The sequence below is a fragment of the Mesorhizobium sp. C089B genome, from assembly GCF_030323125.1.
GTDB lineage: Bacteria > Pseudomonadota > Alphaproteobacteria > Rhizobiales > Rhizobiaceae > Mesorhizobium.
The window spans coordinates 4,063,870-4,082,655 of the sequence record NZ_CP100469.1; the positions used below are offsets into that span (position 1 = coordinate 4,063,870).

Sequence of the window (18,786 nt, forward strand, 5' to 3'; positions counted from 1 at the left end):
ATCTCAGGCTGCGGCCTTCAGCGAAGCCTTCTGCGTGGCGAAGGCCCAGTCGAGCCAGGGCAGCAGCGCTTCGAGATCGGAGGTCTCGACGGTGGCGCCGCACCAGATGCGCAGGCCGGAAGGTGCATCGCGATAGGATCCGATGTCGTACGCGACGCCTTCCTTGTCGAGCACAGAGACGATCGCCTTGGCGAAAGCCGCCTGCCCGTCGGCGTCGAGCGCCGCGACATCGGCGTCGGTGAAGGACAGACATACGGACGTGTTGGAACGTGTCGCCGCATCGACCGCGAGATGGCCGAGCCAGGACGACTTGTCGACAAACCCATCGAGCACGGCGGCATTGGCATCGGCTCTGGCAATCAACGCATCGAGACCGCCGATCGACTTCGCCCAATGAAGCGCATCGAGATAGTCCTCGACGCACAGCATCGACGGCGTGTTGATGGTCTCGCCCTTGAAGATGCCTTCGATCAGCTTGCCGCCCGAGGTCAGGCGGAAGATTTTCGGCAGCGGCCACGCCGGCTTGTAGGTTTCCAGTCGCTCGACGGCGCGAGGCGACAGGATCAGCATGCCGTGTGCGCCCTCGCCGCCCAGCACTTTCTGCCAGGAGAAGGTGACGACGTCGAGCTTCTGGAAATCGAGCTTTTGCGCGAATGCCGCTGAGGTGGCATCGCAGATGGTCAGGCCCTTGCGATCCGCCGGTATGAAATCGCCATTCGGCACGCGCACGCCTGAGGTCGTGCCGTTCCAGGTGAAGACCACATCGCGGTCGAAATCGATCTTGGTGAGATCCGGCAGTTCGCCATAGCCTGCCTCGACCTTTCTGATATCGGCGAGCTTCAGCTGCTTGACGACATCGGTCACCCAGCCCGAGCCAAAGCTTTCCCATGCCACCATGTCGACACCGCGTTCACCGAGCAGCGACCACAGCGCCATCTCGACAGCACCCGTGTCCGACGCCGGCACGATGCCGATACGGTAATCGGCCGGAACCTGGAGAATCTCGCGCGTCAACTCGATGGCCTGTTCGAGCTTGGTCTTGCCGATCTTGGCGCGGTGCGAACGGCCGAGCGCAGCATTCTTCAGCGCCTCGACCGACCAGCCGGGGCGTTTTGCGCAGGGACCTGAGGAGAAATTGGGGTTTGCCGGACGGAGTCCGGGCTTCGTATGCGTCGTCATCGTGGTCTATCCTTCCAGATAGTGGCCCCTCGTTGGGGAGGGGTGGCCCACGGACGGCGATATGCGTTCAGCCCTCAGGCGTCAAGAGGAAAGTTTTTGTCGCTGACAAGATAGAAGCAGTCCGGGATCAGGATTTCGTGAGCCCAAACGCAAACGGCGGATCGAAGAGATCCGCCGTCGGGTTTCGTATCTGCAGCCAGCCTACCAGAGGTCGTAGCGCAGCCCGAGCTTGACCGTCTGATAATTGATGCCCTTGTGGATGTTGAAGGCGCCGCTGTCATAAGCGACGTATTTGGCGCCCGGCACCGAGAAATATTCGTAGCCAAGGTCAACCGACACGTTCTTGGCCACCTGATAGGAAAGACCGCCCCCGATCGAATAAGCAAGGTTGAATTTGCCCTCTTTATCCGTTGCACCCTCGTAGCCGGCCGGATCATCACAAGAGAACCCGCCCGTGCCGGACGAATTGGGGGCCACTTCCACGCAATCCTTCGCCCCAATGCTCCTGTAATATTTATTGTATGCGACACCGACCCCTCCGCCAAGATATGGAGTGATTCCAACATAGGTGCCGAGATCGACATAGCCATTGGCCATGATGCTGTAGCCTTTGTTGGAAGCATTGTCGGAAAGATCGCATGCCTGCGTAGCCGCGACGGAATTGATGGTGCCAAAACCGTCGTCCACAAGCGTATGGCCGTCGCAAGTGGCTGCCAACTTGGCGTGTTCCCCGAATTTGTCGGTCGGAAGAATCCCGCCGTTCAGCTCGACCCGAAGATAGTCGTTGACATGATACCCCATACCGAAACTGCCTGTGAAAAGGCTGCTCTCATCGGTAAAGCTGTTAAGCGGGCCGGTTGTCGCTTCCTCATGCTCGAAGGGATGGCTGAACGCGTAGCCGACATCGCCGCGCAGATACCAGCCCGAGCCGACCTCGACCGGTTGATAGTCCGGCGCCTGATCGACATAGATCGGCGGGTCGTAGTCCGCGGCTTGCGCCGGCGTCAGCAGCGCTAGCGCGAGTGCGGCAAGTGCCGGCGCTGTCAGCAATTTGAAATTCATGGGTCCCCGGCTCCTGAAATTGGCACCCTCGTTGAAGGCGAGCGCCGTTTCAACAAGCATTGTTAACCATAGTGGTTAAGTCAGGGTTAAGGATAACGGAGCGTTACCGAATTGATTTCGCCGGGCTTTTTCCTGGCGGTCAATGCCGTCTGGAAGGTCTCTTTGAGACCACAACGAAAACCGCCCGGCAAAAGCCGGGCGGTTCGCGAACTGGAGTTTCGAAGCGTTTACTTGGTGTAGATCGGCTCTGGCTCGGGCTGGTAAGGCTCCGGCGGCGGGGCGCAGTCCGACCGGCCGAACTGGTAGCGCAGGCCGCCGCGCACTTCGTGCACATTGATGCCGCGATCGAAGCCCGGACCAGCGCCGGTGGTGCCACCCAGTCCAGAAGCATATTCGAACATGCGGCCGCCATTGATGTGGCTGTAGCGATAGCCGACATCGAGCTTGACGCGGTCGGTCAGGCAGTAGGAGGCGCCGGCCATGAGGGCGTAGGCGAAACGCCAGCCTTTGCCGCCGCGGTGCTCGAACGAACCGTCTCTGTCGGTGTTGTGCAGCGTATCCCACTTCAGCCATGCACCGCCGATGCCGGCGCCGACATAGGGCGTCACGCCGTGCCAAGTACCGATATCGACATAGGCATTGGCGAGGAGCAACAATGCCGAATAGGAGGAAGTGTCGACGGAAGTACAAGGAAGCAGATCGCCGCAGGTTCCGCTGGTCGAGCCGCGGAATTTGGACTTGCTCATCCAGTCGAGTGTGAGATCGGTACGGAAATGCTGGTTGATCTGGTAACCGACACCGGCGCCGGCCGAAAATGCGCTTTTGAGCTTGCCGGTGTCGAAGTCGTTCGTGCCGGGTCCGTAGGTAATATAGTCACCACCGCGGAACTTCGACCAGTGATAGTCGATATCCCCGCGGATGTACCAGCCGCCGAAATCCGCCGGCTGCTCGTAGGCGATCGGCGCCGGCGCTTCTTCAACCACCGGCGGCTCCGCCAGATCCGCGGCGAACACTGGCCCGGCCACGCCTGCGAACAGCGCGGCAAGGAAAGCCATTTTTGCTGTATTGAACATGTTTGTCACCCCTGAGAACCCGTCGGAACTTTGAATCCGCTCGAATGTGTTTGACCTCAGTTGTGGATAATGAATTGCAAAAGTTAAAAGGCGTTTAACCCTGTCGATTAACCACGAATTCTCGACATTTTAGCAAACGGCCTCCGCCGGCATGACGCTGGGACCAACCCTGGCCGAAACAAAAAGCCCGCCTGCAGGCGGGCTTGAAGTCTTGAGCCGGCAGTCCGCCCCTGCCGTTGTAGGCAGCGCAATCAGGCGGCGCTGCGCGTTTCCGAAATGATGTCGACGATGTCGTTGACCACGGCCTCGACCAGCTGTGGGTCGTCGCCCTCGGCCATGACGCGGATCAGCGGCTCGGTGCCGGAGGGCCGGATGACCAGGCGGCCGGCCTTGCCGAGACGGTTGCGCGCATCTTCGATCGCCGCCTTGACCGTGGCTTCCTCAAGCGGCTTGCCGCCGGCGATGCGGACATTCTTCAGCAGCTGCGGTACCGGCTCGAATTTCTTCGACAGTTCGCTGACCGGCCGGTTCTGCCGCTTGATGCAGGCCAGCACCTGCAGCGCCGAGACCAGCCCGTCGCCAGTGGTCGAGAAATCGGACAGCACGATGTGGCCCGACTGCTCGCCGCCGACATTCAACCCATGCGCGCGCATATGCTCAACGACATAGCGGTCGCCGACCTTGGTGCGATGCAGCTGCAGCTTCATGTCGCCAAGGAAGCGTTCGAGGCCGAGATTGGACATCACCGTCGAGACGACGCCGCCGCCGGCCAATCGCCCGCTCTGGTGCCAGGACTCGGCGATCAGCGCCATGATCTGGTCACCGTCGACGATGGTGCCGTTCTCGTCGACGATGACGACACGGTCGGCATCGCCGTCGAGTGCGATGCCGATATCGGCGCGCACTTCATGCACCTTCTTCTGCAGGCCGGCCGGATGGGTCGAGCCGCATTCCTTGTTGATGTTGAAACCGTTCGGATCGACATTGATGGCAATGACCTCGGCGCCCAGTTCCCAAAGTGCGGCAGGCGCCACCTTGTAGGCTGCGCCATTGGCGCAATCGACGACGATCCTGAGACCCGACAGCGACATCGAGCGCGGCAGCGTGCGCTTGGCGAATTCGATGTAGCGGTCATGCACGCCGTCGACGCGCTTGGCGCGGCCGAGCCCGTCGGAATCGGCGAGCGCCAGTTCGATATCCTTGTCGAGCATGCTCTCGATGCGCTCCTCGATCTCGTCGGAGAGCTTGTAGCCATCGGGACCGAACAGCTTGATGCCGTTGTCGTAATAAGGGTTGTGCGAGGCCGAGATCATGACGCCGATATCGGCGCGCAGCGAGCGTACCAGCATGGCGACCGCCGGTGTCGGGATCGGGCCGAGCAGGAACACATCCATGCCGGCCGCGCACAGGCCGGACACCATGGCGTTTTCGATCATGTAGCCGGACAGCCTGGTGTCCTTGCCGAGCACGACGCGGTGGCGATGGCTGCCGCGCTGGAACGACAGGCCGGCGGCCATGCCGACCCGCATCGCGATCTCAGCCGTCATCGGAAACTTGTTGGCGCGCCCGCGAATGCCGTCGGTGCCAAAATAACGTCCTGCCATGCTTGCCAGAATCCCCGTCGGTTTTCAGCCGGCTCGTAATGCCACAATTGGTCCGAGCCCGACTATCACATTGTGTGATTGTATATTACCAATTCTTAGAAAATCATTGTAGCAGGCTGTTCGGAGCGTTGGCAGCGTATCATGACACGGTGTTGCCGCAATATAACATTCACACTGGGCCACACTGCGCAGATTGGGCCGGTAAGCCGGACTGTTGGAGGGGCAGATCGCAAGGGTCCATCACCTTATCGGGAGAACGCCGTTTAGCATCTGGCGCAGCCTAGCGTTGAGAGCTATTGATTGACACAGATACAACCTATGGGCGCAGCAACGGGAGAACGCCATGCTCATCCACCGACTTGCAACTTTGACGGGTCTTGCCGTCGCAACCTTGTTCATGGCGGCGCCCGCCAGCGCGCTGACCATGGCCCAGTGTAGTACCAAGTATAATGCCGCCAAGGACGCCGGCACGCTGAACGGGCAGACCTGGAATCAGTATCGGAAGGCCGAGTGCGGCACCGACGCGGCGGCCACCACCGAGACCGCAAAGCCGGCGGCCAAGAAGGCCGCTGCGGCCAAGACGGACACGACCAAGGCCGCCGCTGCTGATGATGGCGCCAAGGGTCTGACGGCCAAGGAATGCAGCGCTAAGTACCAGGCTGCCAAGGCCGCCGGTACGCTCAATGGCGCAAAGTGGAACGACTTCCGCAAGACCGAATGCGCCGCCGGCGCATCCGCCGCGGCAGAACCGGCCACGACCAAGGCCGCAGCCACAACCGACGATGGCGCCAAGGGCCTGACGGCCAAGGAATGCAGCACCAAGTACCAGGCGGCAAAGGCCGCCGGCACGCTGAACGGCGTGAAGTGGAACGACTTCCGCAAGGCCGAATGCGCCGCCGGGGCCTCGGCCGCGGCAGCACCCGCCAAGGCAACCACCAAGGCAGCTGCCGACAGCAGCGGCAAGGGCCTGAGCATGGCCGATTGCAGCTCCAAGTACCAGGCTGCCAAGTCTGCCAATACTCTGGGCGGCAAGAAGTGGAACGACTTCCGCAAGGCCGAATGCGGCGCAGGCGCAGATGACGACGACACCGTGCCCGCTCCGAGCGAGGCGACCTATACCAGCGAGCCCGAGAAGCCCTCGGTCACCGCTCCCAAGGGCGTGAAGTTCCCGGCCGCGATCTCGAAGAAATACGCCGGCGAGACGCCGGCCAAGGGCCGCATGCACACCTGCCTCGAGCTCTACTACGCCAATAAGGATGCCAACACGCTGAATGGCCTGCGCTGGATCCAGAAGGGCGGCGGCTTCTACAGCCTCTGCAATGCCAAGCTGAAGAGCTGATCGCGTAGCAATATTCTCCAGACAGAGGCCCGCGCATCGCAGCATGCGCGGGCCTTTTTATTGCGCTCGAACACACCCGGTGTTGATCGACGTCTACATATCGCGGAAGCTGTCGGCATCATCTATTCGCCCACACTGCCCACCCCAGACATATCGGTGGTTCGCAAAGATTCCAATTGAACATATGCAGAACAAATGGTATACAAAAGGACATCGAACTTTTGTCAACCAGGAGGGTCTTATGTCCAGATTGAAATTGGCGGCATTGGCTGTGACGGCATGGATTGCGTGGAGCGTCACCCCTGCAAGCGCACTGACAATGAAGGAATGCGGCGAGGCCTATCGCACAGCCAAGGAAGGCGGCACTCTGAACGGCATGGATTGGACCGCTTTCCGCACCGAGAAGTGTGCGACGTCAGCTGCGGAGAGTGCCAATGCGGATGCGGTCAAAACCGAGCCGCAGCCGCAGAAGGAAACCAGCGCGGCGGTCGCCCCCGCTGTAGCGCCGACGGGCGTGACATTCCCGACCACCCTCGCCGCCGAATTCAAGACCGAGAAGCCCTCGAAGGCGCGGATGAAGACCTGCCTGCAGGGCTACCACGGCAACAAGGACGCGGGTACGTTGAACGGCCTTCGCTGGATCCAGAAGGGCGGCGGCTATTACAGCCTCTGCAACGCCAAGCTGAAGAGCTGATCGACCAGCAGCGTTTGAAGATCGAAGGCCCTCAACCGCAAGGTTGGCGGGCCTTCTCTTGGGTCTTGCCCCGTCAAGCGCCTTGTTTCGAGAGCTGGAGCAGTGCGACCAGGCTTGTAAGATCGGCATTGGCCTGGCCGGCAGCCACCCCGCGCTTCATCAGGCTTTGCATCGGCAAGACGAGTTCGGTGCTGACGTCAGCCGACCTGCTGGCATCGATGAGATTGACGTAGGCATCAACCTGCATGCCCAGGTTGGAAACGACATTGCTGGTGTGATCGCCACTGTCGATCTGTTCCGCCCACTTCGGCAGCAGGCCTTGCATCGACTGAAGCCAGGAGGCCAGCAGCGGCATGAACTCGCCGGCCGGGATTCCTGCTGCGCCCGTCAATGCCAACGCCTGCAGAACGCCCGCGAACATGCCGTACATGCCGGTCAGAAGCGAGATATCATAGAGCGGCGCGAGGCCAGCATCCTCACCGAGGAATTTGCTGGTGCCGAGCGCTCCGAGCTGCCCCGAACAGGCATCGAACGCCTGGCGCGAACCGCTGTAGAGAATCAAGGCGTGCGGCCCGCCGATCATCGGCGGCACCGCCATGATGCCGCCGTCGATATAGCTCGCGCCCTGGCTCACCGCCCAGCCCGACATCGCCCGCGCCTGCTCGGGCGTGCCGTTGGTGAGATTGACCAATGTGCGGCCCGACAGCGCGTCTCGGCTTGGGCCGAGCACCTCACGAACGGTGTCATAGACAAGCAGGCACGCCACGATCAGTGGACTCGATCTGACGGCTTCCTCGACACTCTTGGCCACAGTGGCGCCCTTGGCTGCCAAAGCCTCAGCCTTTGCCGGAGAACGGTTCCACACCGTCACCGCATGTCCCTGGTTCAGAAAGGCTTCGGCAAGCGCCGTGCCCATGGCGCCGAGACCGATCACTGTTATGTCGCTCATTCTGCTTCTCCTTGGTTTGGTTGCGCGGTTACGCCGGTGTCGGGCTCAGGTCCTGGCCAAGGCCACCGTCCACGGTCAGCCGCGCGCCCGTGGTGAAGGTCGCGTCGAACGCCAGGAACAGCACTGCGCGCGCCACCTCCTCCATCGTGCCGTGGCGCTTCATCGGCGTGACCGCGTCGCCGATCGCCATGAAGGCGGCCCGCTCCTCGGCCGAGGCGTCGGCCACACCCATCGTCGGCGTATCGATGAAACCAGGGCTGACCACATTCACGCGGATGCGGCGCGGCAGAAGCTCGGCGGCCAGGACCTTGGCGAAGGCGCGCAGTGCCGCCTTCGATCCGGAATAGACGCTCATGCCGCCGGTGCCGGATTCGTCGGCGATCGACGAGGTGAAGACTATGGCGCCACCATCCCTGATGAGGGGCAGCAGGCGCTGCGCGGTGAAGAAAGCGCCTTTGGTGTTGATGTCGAAGGTGCGATCGTAACTGTCCTCGGTGACCCGCTCCACGGGTTCGAGATTGGCCACCCCGGCATTGACGTGAAGGAAGTCGATCTGGCCAAGCTTCTGCCCCACTTCGGCACCGAGCGTGACGATATCGGCCATGTCTGAGATATCGGACCGCACGACATGAGCTCGCGAAAGCAGCTTGGCTCGCGCGGCCTTGATGTTGCGCTGGTCGCGGCCGGTGACCAGGACCTCGGCGCCGCTTTCGATCAGGGCTTCGGCAACGGCGAGCCCCATGCCGTGCGTCCCGCCGATGACAACGGCCTTCTTGTTTGCGTATCGTGTCATGATCCATCCCTTTTTGACAAAATCCGGCCGCCGACGGCCTTTGCAGGTCGAAGCGAGGTACCGATATGATGTTGTGGTGTTCGCCGATGCCGGCGAGCTGGTTTGAAGCTATGGACCGGCTTGGTTTTTCTCAAGTACCGACAAAAATGTAAGCTACCCACCGATTGCTCAGAATTGGATGAAACATGGGAAAGAAACAGCCAGATAGTTGCGGATTGGGGCCGGCGCTGGAGGTCATCAGCGGCAAATGGAAGGCGCTACTGCTCTGGCAGATTCACAAGGCGCCGGCACGATTCGGTGAGCTGAAGCGGCTGGTGCCTGACATCAGCGAAAAGATGCTGATCCAACAGCTGCGCGAAATGGAGGCCGACGGCATCGTCCATCGCGAAATCTTTCCCGAGGTGCCGCCGAGGGTCGAATACTCGATTACCGAATTCGGCATCGAGCTGGACAATGCCCTGATCCCGCTGGCCAGATGGGGCAAGCAACATGCTGGCCGGACTGACGGTGTGCGCCCCGGCAAAGCAAATGCATCCGTCCCGCATGCTATTTGAGAGACCCTGAATAGCAAAACGCCGCGGATTGAGCCGCGGCGTTTTCTTGCATCACATGATGTCAGCTCAGCTCGACGGCTGAGGCTCCATGCCGCCTTCGGGCTCGGGACCCTTCTTGCGGCGGCCGGACTTCGGCACAGCCGAGCCGCGGCTTGTGGGGGTGTCATCCCCCAAATCTCGCGCGGGCTTCTGCCCGGCGATCAGCTGCTTGATCTCTTCGCCCGAAAGCGTCTCGTATTCGAGCAGGCCCTGCGCCAGAGCGATCCATTCCTTCTTCTTCTTGGTCAGAATGGACTTGGCCGTGACATAGGCCTCGTCGATCAGGCGGCGTACTTCGGCGTCGATGATCTGCGCAGTCTCTTCCGAGACGTTCTGCGTGCGCGCCACCGAATGGCCGAGGAAAACCTCTTCCTGGTTGTCGCCATAGGCGACGTGGCCGAGCTTGTCGGAGAAGCCCCAGCGCGTGACCATGGCGCGCGCCAGCTTTGTCGCCTGCTCGATGTCCGAGGACGCGCCGGAGGTGATGTTCTCCTTGCCGAACTTGAACTCCTCTGCGACGCGGCCGCCCATCATGATGGCAAGCCGCGAGATCATGTATTTGTAGCTCATCGAATAGCGGTCGCCTTCCGGCAGTTGCATGACCATGCCGAGCGCGCGACCGCGCGGGATGATGGTCGCCTTGTGCAGCGGATCGGCCGACGGCACGTTGAGCGCCAGGATGGCGTGGCCGGCCTCGTGATAGGCCGTGAGTTCCTTTTCGGCCTGGGTCATGGCCGACGAGCGGCGCTCGGCGCCCATCATGATCTTGTCCTTGGCGTCCTCGAACTCGGCCATGGTGACAAGGCGCTTGTTGCGGCGCGCCGCCATCAGAGCGGATTCATTGACAAGGTTCATCAGGTCGGCGCCCGAGAAGCCCGGCGTGCCGCGTGCGATCACCTTGAGGTCGACATTCGGTGCCAGCGGCACGTTGCGCACATGCACCTTGAGGATCTTCTCGCGGCCGACGATGTCGGGGTTCGGCACCACCACCTGGCGGTCGAAGCGACCCGGACGCAGCAGCGCCGGATCGAGCACGTCGGGCCGGTTGGTGGCGGCGATAAGGATGATGCTCTCGTTGGACTCGAAGCCGTCCATCTCGACCAGCAGCTGGTTCAGCGTCTGCTCGCGCTCGTCATTGCCACCGCCGAGGCCGGCGCCGCGATGGCGGCCCACAGCGTCGATTTCGTCGATGAAGATGATGCAGGGAGCATTCTTCTTGGCCTGGTCGAACATGTCGCGGACACGGCTTGCGCCGACGCCGACGAACATCTCGACGAAGTCGGAACCCGAAATGGTAAAGAACGGCACATTGGCCTCGCCGGCGACCGAGCGCGCAAGCAGCGTCTTGCCGGTGCCAGGAGGGCCGACCAGAAGCACGCCGCGCGGGATCTTGCCGCCGAGGCGCTGGAACTTCTGCGGATCGCGCAGGAACTCGACGATCTCTTCCAGATCTTCCTTGGCCTCGTCGACGCCGGCGACATCCTGGAAGGTGACGCGGCCATGCGCCTCAGTGAGAAGCTTGGCCTTCGACTTGCCGAAACCCATGGCGCGGCCGGAGCCGGACTGCATCTGGCGCATGAAGAATATCCACACGCCAAGGATCAGGATCATCGGCAGGTAGGAGATCAGATAGCTGAACAGCGAGTTGGAACCGTCCGACTCAGGCCGCGCATTGATGGTGACGTTCTTGTCCTGCAGCCGCGAGACCAGCTGCGGATCGCCAGGCGAATAGGTCTGGAAGCCATTGGCGTTGTCGGCGTAGGTGCCCGTGATGCGGGCGCCGGCGATGACCACCGTCTTGACCCGGCCGGCCGCGACCTCTTGCAGGAACTGCGAATAGGGAACGTCGGTCGAGGCCCCGCGAGTCTGCGGCGTCTGGAACAGATTGAAGAGAGCAATGAGCAGGACCGCTATGATCGCCCAGAGCGCGAGATTGCGATAATTCGGATTCATCAATTGTCCCGTTGGTGCCCGCTGGGACACGCGTCATGAGAGGAAACTTGCGCCTAACATAGGGAGAGCGCCCCCCCTTGCCAAGCATAACAGCACGTCTGGGTTAAGCTTTCGCGCCATGATCAACCGGCACTGTGGCGGCCAAAGGGCAAGCCGGGACAGGCGGTGCGCCGATCAACTCGGCCACGGCCTGCGCCAACACCAGATCGAAGCACGGCAGAAAACGGGCAAAGGGCGCAACGGCGGGACTGACGGCGATTGCCGCCGCCGCCGCTACATCCCCTGCAAAACCACGGCATTCGCCGCCGCGCCACAGCGCCGGTTCCGCAGCCAGGGCGGCGCGCACAAGGCTTGGCGGCGCGCCATCCCCGGCAATCGGCGTTTTGGCGGCGGCAGCGGCGCCAAGCGGCGCGATCAACCATGCACCCGAACTGTCGCCCAATGTGATCGCCCCGGCTTCGATGTCTGGCGTGATCCGCCGGCGACCGTCCCAGAGCAGAGTGCCAGCTGCCGGCGCGGAACGCGGCAGGTCGCGCGATTCACGGCGCAGGAAGATGCCGTTTCGCCTGATATCGACCACCGTCCGCGACAATGTGGCGCAAAGCGGTCCGGCCCGCATTTGCTCGAACAGCGCTTCGCCGCGCGCCTGGTCCGGCAACAAGGCGGTGCCGCCCGTCGCCGCCAGCAGAACACGCAGCGCATAGACCGCGGCTCGCGTTTCGTCAGCTTCGGCAAAACCGGGATCGAGACGGATGAGACCCCTCGCCGGCCGGCTGGCAAATTCACCGATCAGGGCGGCGGCGCGGCGACCGAGTTCCTCGCGATCGCCGGCAGCCCGCCCAGCCAGGCCGATTGCCTCGGCAAAACGCTGCCCGCTCCGGTCTTCGCCGAGCACGGCCCGGATGCGCGGGCGTTCGAAATTCGTGTCGATGTTGGTCGGATCCTCGACCCAGCCGACATGTTCGCGCTGCAGGAAGGCGCGCAACGCCGCGCGCCGAGCGCCGAGCAGCGGCCGCGCGATCCAGGTCCGCCAGTCATAGAGAGTGGCAGGCGCCATGCCGGCCAGACCTCGGCCTGCAAGCTCTCGCCCATCATTCCGCGCGGCTCGCATCAGGACGGTCTCGGCCTGGTCGTCGGCGGTGTGGCCGGTCACGATCACACCAATGCCTTGCGCCTGCGCTGCCTCGGCCAGCAACCGGTAGCGCGCCTCGCGCGCCGCCGCGGGCAGGCCGGCCGACGGCTTGGTGCCGGACCAGTTGAGCGTCCGGTGCGCAATGCCGCGCTCGGCACAGAGCTTTGCCATGCTGCGCGCTTCGACTGCTGCTTCCGGACGCAGGCCGTGGTCGATCGTCACCGCCAGCAGCCGGGCTGTCGGGGCGCTACGGTCGAGGTGAGCCTTGAGGAGAAGAAGGAGGGCGGTCGAGTCGCTGCCGCCGGATACGGCCGCAAGCGCGCCGTTGGTAAAGTCGATCTGCGAAAAATTCGAAAGGTCAGGCTCGGTATCGAGCATCAGTGCATGTCGCGCAAAAGTGGTCCCGGTTCTGGGACAACACGGCAAAGACTAGCACGCCGCCAGCGCCCTCTCCTGCTTAACGCGTTCCTTGAGCGCGGCCGAAATATCGGGATAGCGCTTGCCGATCTCGCCGAAGGTGGCGCAGGCGACATCTTTCTGCTTGAGGCCGACCAGCGACACGCCAAGCTTCAGGAGCATGTCAGGCGCCTTCTTGGCCTTCGGATAGTCCTTGCTGGCGGAGAGGAAAACCTCGGCGGCGTCATGATACTTCTGCTGGCCAAGCAGCGATTCGCCAAGCCAGTAATGCGCGTCCGCCGCCTTGGCGTCCTTCGGGAACCGGGCGATGTGGTCGCGAAAACCCTGCTCGGCGGTGCTGTAGTCGCCCGACAGGATGAACTGGTAGGAGTTGCGGTAGATCTCTTCCGGGTTGTTGGTGGCAGGCAGCGCCGCCACCACCGTGCCGTCCGACTTGCCGGTCTTAGCCCCGGCAGCCGGCGCCTCGGCGGCGGGAGCCGCACCTTCCGCCGGCGCCGCTGCCTGCGTGTTGCCGCCGGCGTCGATTACATTGCCGTTCTTGTCGACGGTGATGGTGCCGAAGGTCTTGGGCGGCGTGCCGTTGATCACCTTGCCGGGATCGCCGGTCTGCGATTCGACGATGACCTCGCCGACGCTCTGGCCGCCATCCGACTGCGCGCCGGCATCGGCCGGCGCCTGGTCTGCCGGGCCCTCGGCGACGCCGGTGCCCGCGCCACCGTCCTGCGGCGCGGCCTCCGATTTCTTCTGGGCCGGCGGCTGCCCGCTGGAGCCGCCTTCCAACTGCTGGAAGCGGAACTCGTTGTCTTCCTGCTGCTTGCGCATCTGCTCCTGCATCTGCAGGATCTGGAAGTTGAGTTCCTCGAGCTTGCCGTTCATCTGCCGGAGCTGATCTTCCAGCCCCGCGGCGGCGGTGCCGTCCTGCTGCTGCGCGATCTGTTGCTGCTCCGGCTTCTCCTTCTTGCCGAAAATGCCGAGCGTCGGCAGATGGAAGGAAAAGCCGCTATCCGCGGGTTGTCCGGTGCCGCTCGCGGAAGCCGCGAAGCCTGATACGAGCAGCAGCGCAAGCGTGCCGCTCAAGACCGATCTGAAATGCATGTGCCTCTCGCCGTGAATATCGTGAGCCTGTTCGCGCCTTCCGATCACAGTGGGACCGGCACGACGCCCTCGGCTCTTAGCAGGAGGCGAGACTTCGGCCAAATTTTGTTTCCGGGTTTGTTTCCGGGGCCGAAACTGAAAAAGGCGGCCACAAGGCCGCCTTTCGCATGGAGGTGTTGCAATTATGCGACTAAGGCCGCCGTCTTACTCATCAGGAGCCGGCGCCGGAGAGCGTGGTGACGGCGCGGCGATTCTGCGACCAGCAGGAGATGTCGTCGCAGACCGCGACCGGACGTTCCTTGCCGTAGGAAATGGTCTTCAGGCGGCTCGCCGAAACGCCCCTGGCGACCAGGAAGTCGCGGGTGGCGGCGGCGCGGCGGGCGCCGAGAGCCAGATTGTATTCACGTGTGCCGCGTTCGTCAGCATGGCCTTCGACGACGATGGCGTACTGCTTGTACTGGTTGAGCCACTGTGCCTGCCGCGACAGCGTCGTCTGCGCATCGGCGCGGATCGCGGTCGAGTCCGTGTCAAAGAAGATGCGGTCGCCAATGTTGACGGTGAAGTCCTGCGCCGAGCCCGGCGTTGCGGCACCCGCGCCATTGAGACCGAGATCGGCAGCGTTGTTCGGGGTTTTCTTCGAGGCGCAACCGGTGATGGCGAGCATCGCGATCAGGGCGATCATCGCCGGGTTTCTGGTAAGTGCTGCGATACGGCCCATGCCGCCTCTCCTTCGTATTCGAGTGATCGTATTTCGAGTGATTTCGTTGATCACCCAGTAACCACGTTTGGGTTAACCGGCATTCAAGAAATACGGTTAATGTTTGGTTTCGATCGTCCGTCCACGACCTTCAAATCCACGGTCACAGTTGGCGCGGACCCTAGGCGGAAATGCGGCCGAAACGCGACTAATGAATGGAAAAGGGGCCAAACGGGCCCCTTTTTAGCAGGTGTGGCAATTCGGCCGAAACTACTCCAGCAGCGGCGACCAGGCGGGATCCGACGCGAAATTCGCGGTCGGGATCGACTGTTCGTTGCGGCCGGTGAGATCGACGGAAACCAGTTTTGGGCCGCCGGCGGAGTCGCGGAAGAACATCAGCACGCGGCCGTTGGGCGCCCAGGTCGGTCCCTCCTGCTGGAAGCCCGAGGAGAGGATGCGCTCGCCCGAACCGTCGGTCTTCATGACGCCGATCTGGAATTCGCCGCCGGTCTGCTTGGTGAAGGCGACGAGGTCGCCGCGCGGCGACCACACCGGCGTCGAATAGACGCCGTCGCCGAACGAAATGCGGGTCTGGCCCGAGCCGTCGGCGCCCATCACATAAATCTGCGCACGGCCGCCACGATCGGAAGTGAATACCACCTTGCTGCCGTCGGGCGAATAAGAGGGCGAGGTGTCGATGGCGGTCGAGTTGGTCAGCCGGGTGGTCGAGCGGCTTCGCAGGTCCATGGCGAAGATGTTGGAATTGCCGTCATCGCGCAGCAGGCTCATGATCACCTTCTGGCCGTCGGGCGAGAAGCGCGGCGCAAAGGTCATGCCGGGAAAGTTGCCGACCAGTTCGCGCTGTCCGGTCTCGATCTGCAGCAGATAGACCCGCGGCTGGCCGCTTTCATACGACATGTAAGTGATTTCCTGCCGATTCGGCGAGAAACGCGGCGTCAGCACGATCGAGCGGCCATCGGAGAGATAGCGCACATTGGCGCCGTCCTGGTCCATGATGGCGAGCCGCTTCTTACGCGCATTCTTGGCGCCGGATTCGTCGATGAAGACGACGCGTGTGTCGAAATAGCCCTTCTCGCCGGTGAGCTTCTCATAGATCGCATCGGCGATGATGTGGGCGACACGGCGTTGATTTGCGTCGTTGGCGAAAAACTGCTCCCCGGCTATCTGCTGGTTGCCAAAAATATCCCATAGTCGGTACTGGGCGCGGATTCGGCCGTCCGCCTCCTTGCTCACGCTGCCGGTGACCAGCGCCTGCGCATTGATCACCTTCCAGTCGTCGAAACGGGGCTGCGCATCCGGATTGGCGATCTTCTCGATGAAGGCGTTCTTGTCTATCGGTGCGAAGAGACCGGAGCGCTTCAGGTCGGCGGTGACGATCTCGGAAATCTGCGCGCCGAGCCCTCCCTGGAAATCTGGGATGGCGATCGGCATCGGTTCGACATTGCCTTTGTTGACGTTGAGCTCGAGGGTTGCTCGAGCAGGCAAGGTGACGACGGCGTTCATGCCCATCGCCATCGCGGCGACCATCAGGAGCGGCTTGAGGATGGATTTCATGTCTTCTCGCTTCTCTTGCTGATTTCTGGGTGCTCAGGCTACAGGCCAAGCATCGCTCTGGGATCGAAGTTGACGCGAACGTCGGACCAAATGTCATGCTTTCCGGCGGGCACCTGCAGGCCGGCGACATCGCATTTCTGCACAGCGCGAACCGCGCTGCTGTCGAATTGGGGGTTGCCGCTGGACTTCTCGACGGTCGGACGGCCCTCCAGCTTGCCGGAGGCATCCAGGCTGAAACGGATCACCACGGTGAAATCCTCAGAACCCTCAAGCCCAACCGGGAGGGTCCAGCAGCCACCGAGCTGTTCTTCCAATGCCCCTTGCTCGGACTTCGACAGCTTCTGGCCTTGATCCTTGTCGCCGCCTAGCGATGCCTGCTGGGTCGAGCGCTTGGCGCCGCCGCCGGATGGCTTCTGCTTGTCGAGCAAAGCCTTGATGTCAGCCTCATTGAACTGCTTGTCATCCGACTTCGGCTTCGACGAGGCTTCCTTGACCGGCTTGTCGGTGTCCTTGCGGTCCGGAGCCTTCGCGCTTTCGGCCTGCGCCGGCTGCGGCTTCGGCCGTGCTTCGGGAGCAGGAGCGGAAGTCGGAAGCTGCGCTTCTTCCAGAGGCTGCTGATCCGATATGGCTTCGGCGACCGCATCGGGCTTCACGCGTGGCTTCGGCTCTATGGCGGCGGTCGTGTCCGGCTGCGGTGTTGGTGCAGGCTCCTTCACCGGGGTCGGCTTCGGTTCAACCTGCTTCACCGGCTCGGGCTTGACCTCTTCCTTCGGCTGCGGCTCCGGCGCCACCTCCGTCGCAGGTGTCGGCTTCGGCGCTTCCTTTGGCTTCGGCGTGTCCTCGGTCTTCGGCTTTTCGGTCGGCGTCGGCGCCGGAGCAGCCGTCGCTGTTTTCTCCACCGGCTTCGGCTTGGGATCGTCCGTCACCGGCTTGTCGGTATCAACGCTGTTCTCGCCGATTTTCTGTGCATCTGGCACGATGTCGGGACGCTTGGTCGGCATCGGCGCCGGCTTTTCGTGCATCACCGCCTTCTTGTCCCCCTGCAGCGTCTGCGCAATGGCTTCCATGGGAACGATGTCGACCGCTATCGACTCGACATCCGTGGACGGCAGCGCGGCCGGCGCCGACAGGGTGAACAGGCCGAAAGCCAGTGCCACCGTATGCAGTATCACCGATGTGGTGAGGCCGGTCTTCATCGTGCGTCTACTGATCCTGTTGCTGCAGTGAAATCAGGCCGATATTCTTGTAGCCGGCGGCCTGGATGAGGGCCATGACCTCCATCGCGGCGCCATAGTTGGTCGCCTTGTCGCCTCGGATGAAGATGCGCTCTTCGTAGCCGGTCTTGGAAATCGCCTGCAGTTTGGCGACCAGCTCTTCCCTTGGGATTTCGGTCTCCTGCAGGAAAATCTTGCCGGCCGCGTCGATCGAAACGGTGATCGGCTGGGTGTCGGCGTTCATAGCCTTGGCCTTCGTCTCCGGCAGGTCGACCGGCACGCCGACCGTCAACATAGGTGCGGCGACCATGAAGATGATCAATAGCACCAGCATCACGTCGACCATCGGCGTGACGTTGATTTCCGACATCAATGCATGGTGGCGGCCGCGCCGCCTGTGTCCGCGCCCGCCGCGTCCTGCCATGCCAACCGACATACCCATCTTCTTACCTCAGCCCTTAGGCGCTACTTTTTCATCGATTTGGCGCGAGAGTATGGCGGAGAACTCATCCGAGAACCCTTCCATCCGCACCGCGATCTTGTTCGCGTCGGATGACAGCTTGTTGTAGGCGATAACCGCCGGTATGGCGGCGAGAAGACCGATGGCCGTCGCCAGCAGCGCTTCGGCAATGCCGGGTGCAACAACCGCGAGACTGGTGTTCTTCGAACCGGCAATCGCCTGGAACGAGGTCATGATGCCGATGACGGTGCCGAACAGGCCGATGAAGGGTGCAGCCGAACCGGTGGTGGCGAGAAAGCCGAGACGGCCCTCCAGCTTCTCCATCTCGCGCGTCAGCGCCAGGTCCATGGCCTTGTCGATGCGGGTCTGCAGGCCGAGCGGCGATTTGGCCCCCTTCTCGAAGCTCTTCTTCCATTCGCGCATGGCGGCGACGAAGATCGCACCCATGCCCGTGGTCTTGCGGTCGGCAAGCGTGCGATAGAGCTCTTCCAGCGACTGCCCCGACCAGAACACCTGTTCGAAGCGATTGAGCGACAGACGCATGCGGGCATAGCTGACCAGCTTGTCGACGATGATCGCCCAGGTCCAGACCGAGGCGCAGAGCAGACCGATCATGACCAGCTTGACCACCCAGCTGGCCTGTGTGAACAGCGCCCAAATCGACAATTGCGCTGCCGGATCGGCGAGTGCGGTAGTTTCCATGCTTCAGTCCTTAAGATTTTCCGGGCATCGCTGGCGGCTGGCCCATGGGCATCCCTTGTGGTCCGTTCGCGCTTGGCTTCCGGATTAACCCCAAAATGCACCGTTGGCGGCCTTTTCAGGGCAAATATTGGTGAAAGGAAGGCGCGCGGATTCTTCCAATCTTCACCGATCTCTTCATGAACCGTTATGGTTAAGGATGGGTTAGGAAATATGGCGCGGCGCATTGCCGCGCCAAGGGACGACGCGGACCATCCA

General features: G+C 62.4%; 16 protein-coding genes and 1 pseudogene. 3 read left to right on the forward strand and 14 right to left on the reverse strand.

Going from position 1 to position 18,786, the window contains the following annotated elements; translation table 11 throughout:
• Positions 1-3 precede the first annotated feature (3 nt).
• The 4 genes from NLY44_RS20120 to glmM all read right to left on the reverse strand — a co-directional run bounded on the left by NLY44_RS20120 (position 4) and on the right by glmM (position 4,918).
• Entirely contained in the window at positions 4-1,179 is a 1,176-nt protein-coding gene (locus tag NLY44_RS20120) for a phosphoserine transaminase (protein WP_023684193.1), read from the reverse strand.
• Positions 1,180-1,380: 201 nt separating this feature from the next.
• Entirely contained in the window at positions 1,381-2,241 is an 861-nt protein-coding gene (locus NLY44_RS20125) for an outer membrane protein (protein ID WP_023694608.1), read from the reverse strand.
• Positions 2,242-2,468: 227 nt separating this feature from the next.
• Positions 2,469-3,314 carry an outer membrane protein gene (locus tag NLY44_RS20130; protein ID WP_023806565.1) on the reverse strand — a complete coding sequence of 282 codons (846 nt, stop codon included), beginning with the start codon at positions 3,312-3,314 and terminating at the stop codon, positions 2,469-2,471.
• 251 nt (positions 3,315-3,565) lie between these two features.
• Positions 3,566-4,918 (reverse strand): phosphoglucosamine mutase, encoded by a 1,353-nt coding sequence (gene glmM, locus NLY44_RS20135; RefSeq protein ID WP_023806566.1) that lies wholly within the window; start codon positions 4,916-4,918, stop codon positions 3,566-3,568.
• A 343-nt stretch (positions 4,919-5,261) separates the two neighbouring features.
• Between glmM and NLY44_RS20140 the strand changes: the two genes are divergently transcribed.
• A complete protein-coding gene (locus NLY44_RS20140) occupies positions 5,262-6,257 on the forward strand; it encodes a hypothetical protein (protein WP_023806567.1) in 996 nt (331 codons plus the stop codon).
• Between the two features lie 241 nt (positions 6,258-6,498).
• On the forward strand, positions 6,499-6,951 hold the full coding sequence (locus NLY44_RS20145) for a hypothetical protein (RefSeq protein ID WP_023744990.1): 453 nt from the start codon (positions 6,499-6,501) through the stop codon (positions 6,949-6,951).
• Positions 6,952-7,024: 73 nt separating this feature from the next.
• Here NLY44_RS20145 and NLY44_RS20150 read toward each other — a convergent pair.
• Together NLY44_RS20150 and NLY44_RS20155 are read right to left on the reverse strand one after the other, a co-directional pair.
• Positions 7,025-7,909, reverse strand: a pseudogene (locus NLY44_RS20150) (NAD(P)-dependent oxidoreductase); the annotation flags it as partial.
• Positions 7,910-7,928: 19 nt separating this feature from the next.
• Positions 7,929-8,693: an SDR family oxidoreductase gene (locus tag NLY44_RS20155; protein WP_023704884.1), complete on the reverse strand. Its 765-nt coding sequence runs from the start codon at positions 8,691-8,693 to the stop codon at positions 7,929-7,931.
• A gap of 185 nt (positions 8,694-8,878) precedes the next feature.
• Here NLY44_RS20155 and NLY44_RS20160 point away from each other — a divergent pair, with 185 nt between their 5' ends.
• Complete coding sequence (locus NLY44_RS20160; protein ID WP_023726185.1) at positions 8,879-9,247, forward strand: winged helix-turn-helix transcriptional regulator; 369 nt, start codon at positions 8,879-8,881, stop codon at positions 9,245-9,247.
• A gap of 66 nt (positions 9,248-9,313) precedes the next feature.
• Here NLY44_RS20160 and ftsH read toward each other — a convergent pair whose 3' ends face one another.
• The 8 genes from ftsH to tolQ form a co-directional block, all read right to left on the reverse strand.
• Positions 9,314-11,239 (reverse strand): ATP-dependent zinc metalloprotease FtsH, encoded by a 1,926-nt coding sequence (ftsH, locus tag NLY44_RS20165; protein WP_023673598.1) that lies wholly within the window; start codon positions 11,237-11,239, stop codon positions 9,314-9,316.
• A gap of 103 nt (positions 11,240-11,342) precedes the next feature.
• The gene (tilS, locus tag NLY44_RS20170; RefSeq protein WP_023806569.1) at positions 11,343-12,749 is read right to left on the reverse strand and encodes a tRNA lysidine(34) synthetase TilS; all 1,407 of its coding nucleotides are present in this window, start codon (positions 12,747-12,749) and stop codon (positions 11,343-11,345) included.
• Between the two features lie 51 nt (positions 12,750-12,800).
• Entirely contained in the window at positions 12,801-13,883 is a 1,083-nt protein-coding gene (gene ybgF, locus NLY44_RS20175; protein WP_286454905.1) for a tol-pal system protein YbgF, read from the reverse strand.
• Between the two features lie 211 nt (positions 13,884-14,094).
• The gene (pal, locus tag NLY44_RS20180; protein WP_023684182.1) at positions 14,095-14,601 is read right to left on the reverse strand and encodes a peptidoglycan-associated lipoprotein Pal; all 507 of its coding nucleotides are present in this window, start codon (positions 14,599-14,601) and stop codon (positions 14,095-14,097) included.
• A 249-nt stretch (positions 14,602-14,850) separates the two neighbouring features.
• A complete protein-coding gene (gene tolB / locus NLY44_RS20185) occupies positions 14,851-16,155 on the reverse strand; it encodes a Tol-Pal system beta propeller repeat protein TolB (RefSeq protein WP_023673841.1) in 1,305 nt (434 codons plus the stop codon).
• Positions 16,156-16,193: 38 nt separating this feature from the next.
• Complete coding sequence (gene tolA / locus NLY44_RS20190) at positions 16,194-17,351, reverse strand: cell envelope integrity protein TolA (RefSeq protein ID WP_023700291.1); 1,158 nt, start codon at positions 17,349-17,351, stop codon at positions 16,194-16,196.
• Between the two features lie 7 nt (positions 17,352-17,358).
• Entirely contained in the window at positions 17,359-17,811 is a 453-nt protein-coding gene (gene tolR / locus NLY44_RS20195; protein WP_023673843.1) for a protein TolR, read from the reverse strand.
• 9 nt (positions 17,812-17,820) lie between these two features.
• Positions 17,821-18,531 (reverse strand): protein TolQ, encoded by a 711-nt coding sequence (gene tolQ, locus NLY44_RS20200; RefSeq protein ID WP_023673844.1) that lies wholly within the window; start codon positions 18,529-18,531, stop codon positions 17,821-17,823.
• Positions 18,532-18,786 lie beyond the last annotated feature (255 nt).

What these genes read in the sequence shown, in the direction of transcription:
- NLY44_RS20120 (WP_023684193.1), bottom strand. Translation starts at nt 1,179, where the DNA reads ATGACGACGCATACGAAGCCCGGACTCCGTCCGGCAAACCCCAATTTC.
- NLY44_RS20125 (WP_023694608.1), bottom strand. Translation starts at nt 2,241, where the DNA reads ATGAATTTCAAATTGCTGACAGCGCCGGCACTTGCCGCACTCGCGCTA.
- NLY44_RS20130 (WP_023806565.1), bottom strand. Translation starts at nt 3,314, where the DNA reads ATGTTCAATACAGCAAAAATGGCTTTCCTTGCCGCGCTGTTCGCAGGC.
- glmM (WP_023806566.1), bottom strand. Translation starts at nt 4,918, where the DNA reads ATGGCAGGACGTTATTTTGGCACCGACGGCATTCGCGGGCGCGCCAAC.
- NLY44_RS20140 (WP_023806567.1), top strand. Translation starts at nt 5,262, where the DNA reads ATGCTCATCCACCGACTTGCAACTTTGACGGGTCTTGCCGTCGCAACC.
- NLY44_RS20145 (WP_023744990.1), top strand. Translation starts at nt 6,499, where the DNA reads ATGTCCAGATTGAAATTGGCGGCATTGGCTGTGACGGCATGGATTGCG.
- NLY44_RS20155 (WP_023704884.1), bottom strand. Translation starts at nt 8,693, where the DNA reads ATGACACGATACGCAAACAAGAAGGCCGTTGTCATCGGCGGGACGCAC.
- NLY44_RS20160 (WP_023726185.1), top strand. Translation starts at nt 8,879, where the DNA reads ATGGGAAAGAAACAGCCAGATAGTTGCGGATTGGGGCCGGCGCTGGAG.
- ftsH (WP_023673598.1), bottom strand. Translation starts at nt 11,239, where the DNA reads ATGAATCCGAATTATCGCAATCTCGCGCTCTGGGCGATCATAGCGGTC.
- tilS (WP_023806569.1), bottom strand. Translation starts at nt 12,749, where the DNA reads ATGCTCGATACCGAGCCTGACCTTTCGAATTTTTCGCAGATCGACTTT.
- ybgF (WP_286454905.1), bottom strand. Translation starts at nt 13,883, where the DNA reads ATGCATTTCAGATCGGTCTTGAGCGGCACGCTTGCGCTGCTGCTCGTA.
- pal (WP_023684182.1), bottom strand. Translation starts at nt 14,601, where the DNA reads ATGGGCCGTATCGCAGCACTTACCAGAAACCCGGCGATGATCGCCCTG.
- tolB (WP_023673841.1), bottom strand. Translation starts at nt 16,155, where the DNA reads ATGAAATCCATCCTCAAGCCGCTCCTGATGGTCGCCGCGATGGCGATG.
- tolA (WP_023700291.1), bottom strand. Translation starts at nt 17,351, where the DNA reads ATGAAGACCGGCCTCACCACATCGGTGATACTGCATACGGTGGCACTG.
- tolR (WP_023673843.1), bottom strand. Translation starts at nt 17,811, where the DNA reads ATGGGTATGTCGGTTGGCATGGCAGGACGCGGCGGGCGCGGACACAGG.
- tolQ (WP_023673844.1), bottom strand. Translation starts at nt 18,531, where the DNA reads ATGGAAACTACCGCACTCGCCGATCCGGCAGCGCAATTGTCGATTTGG.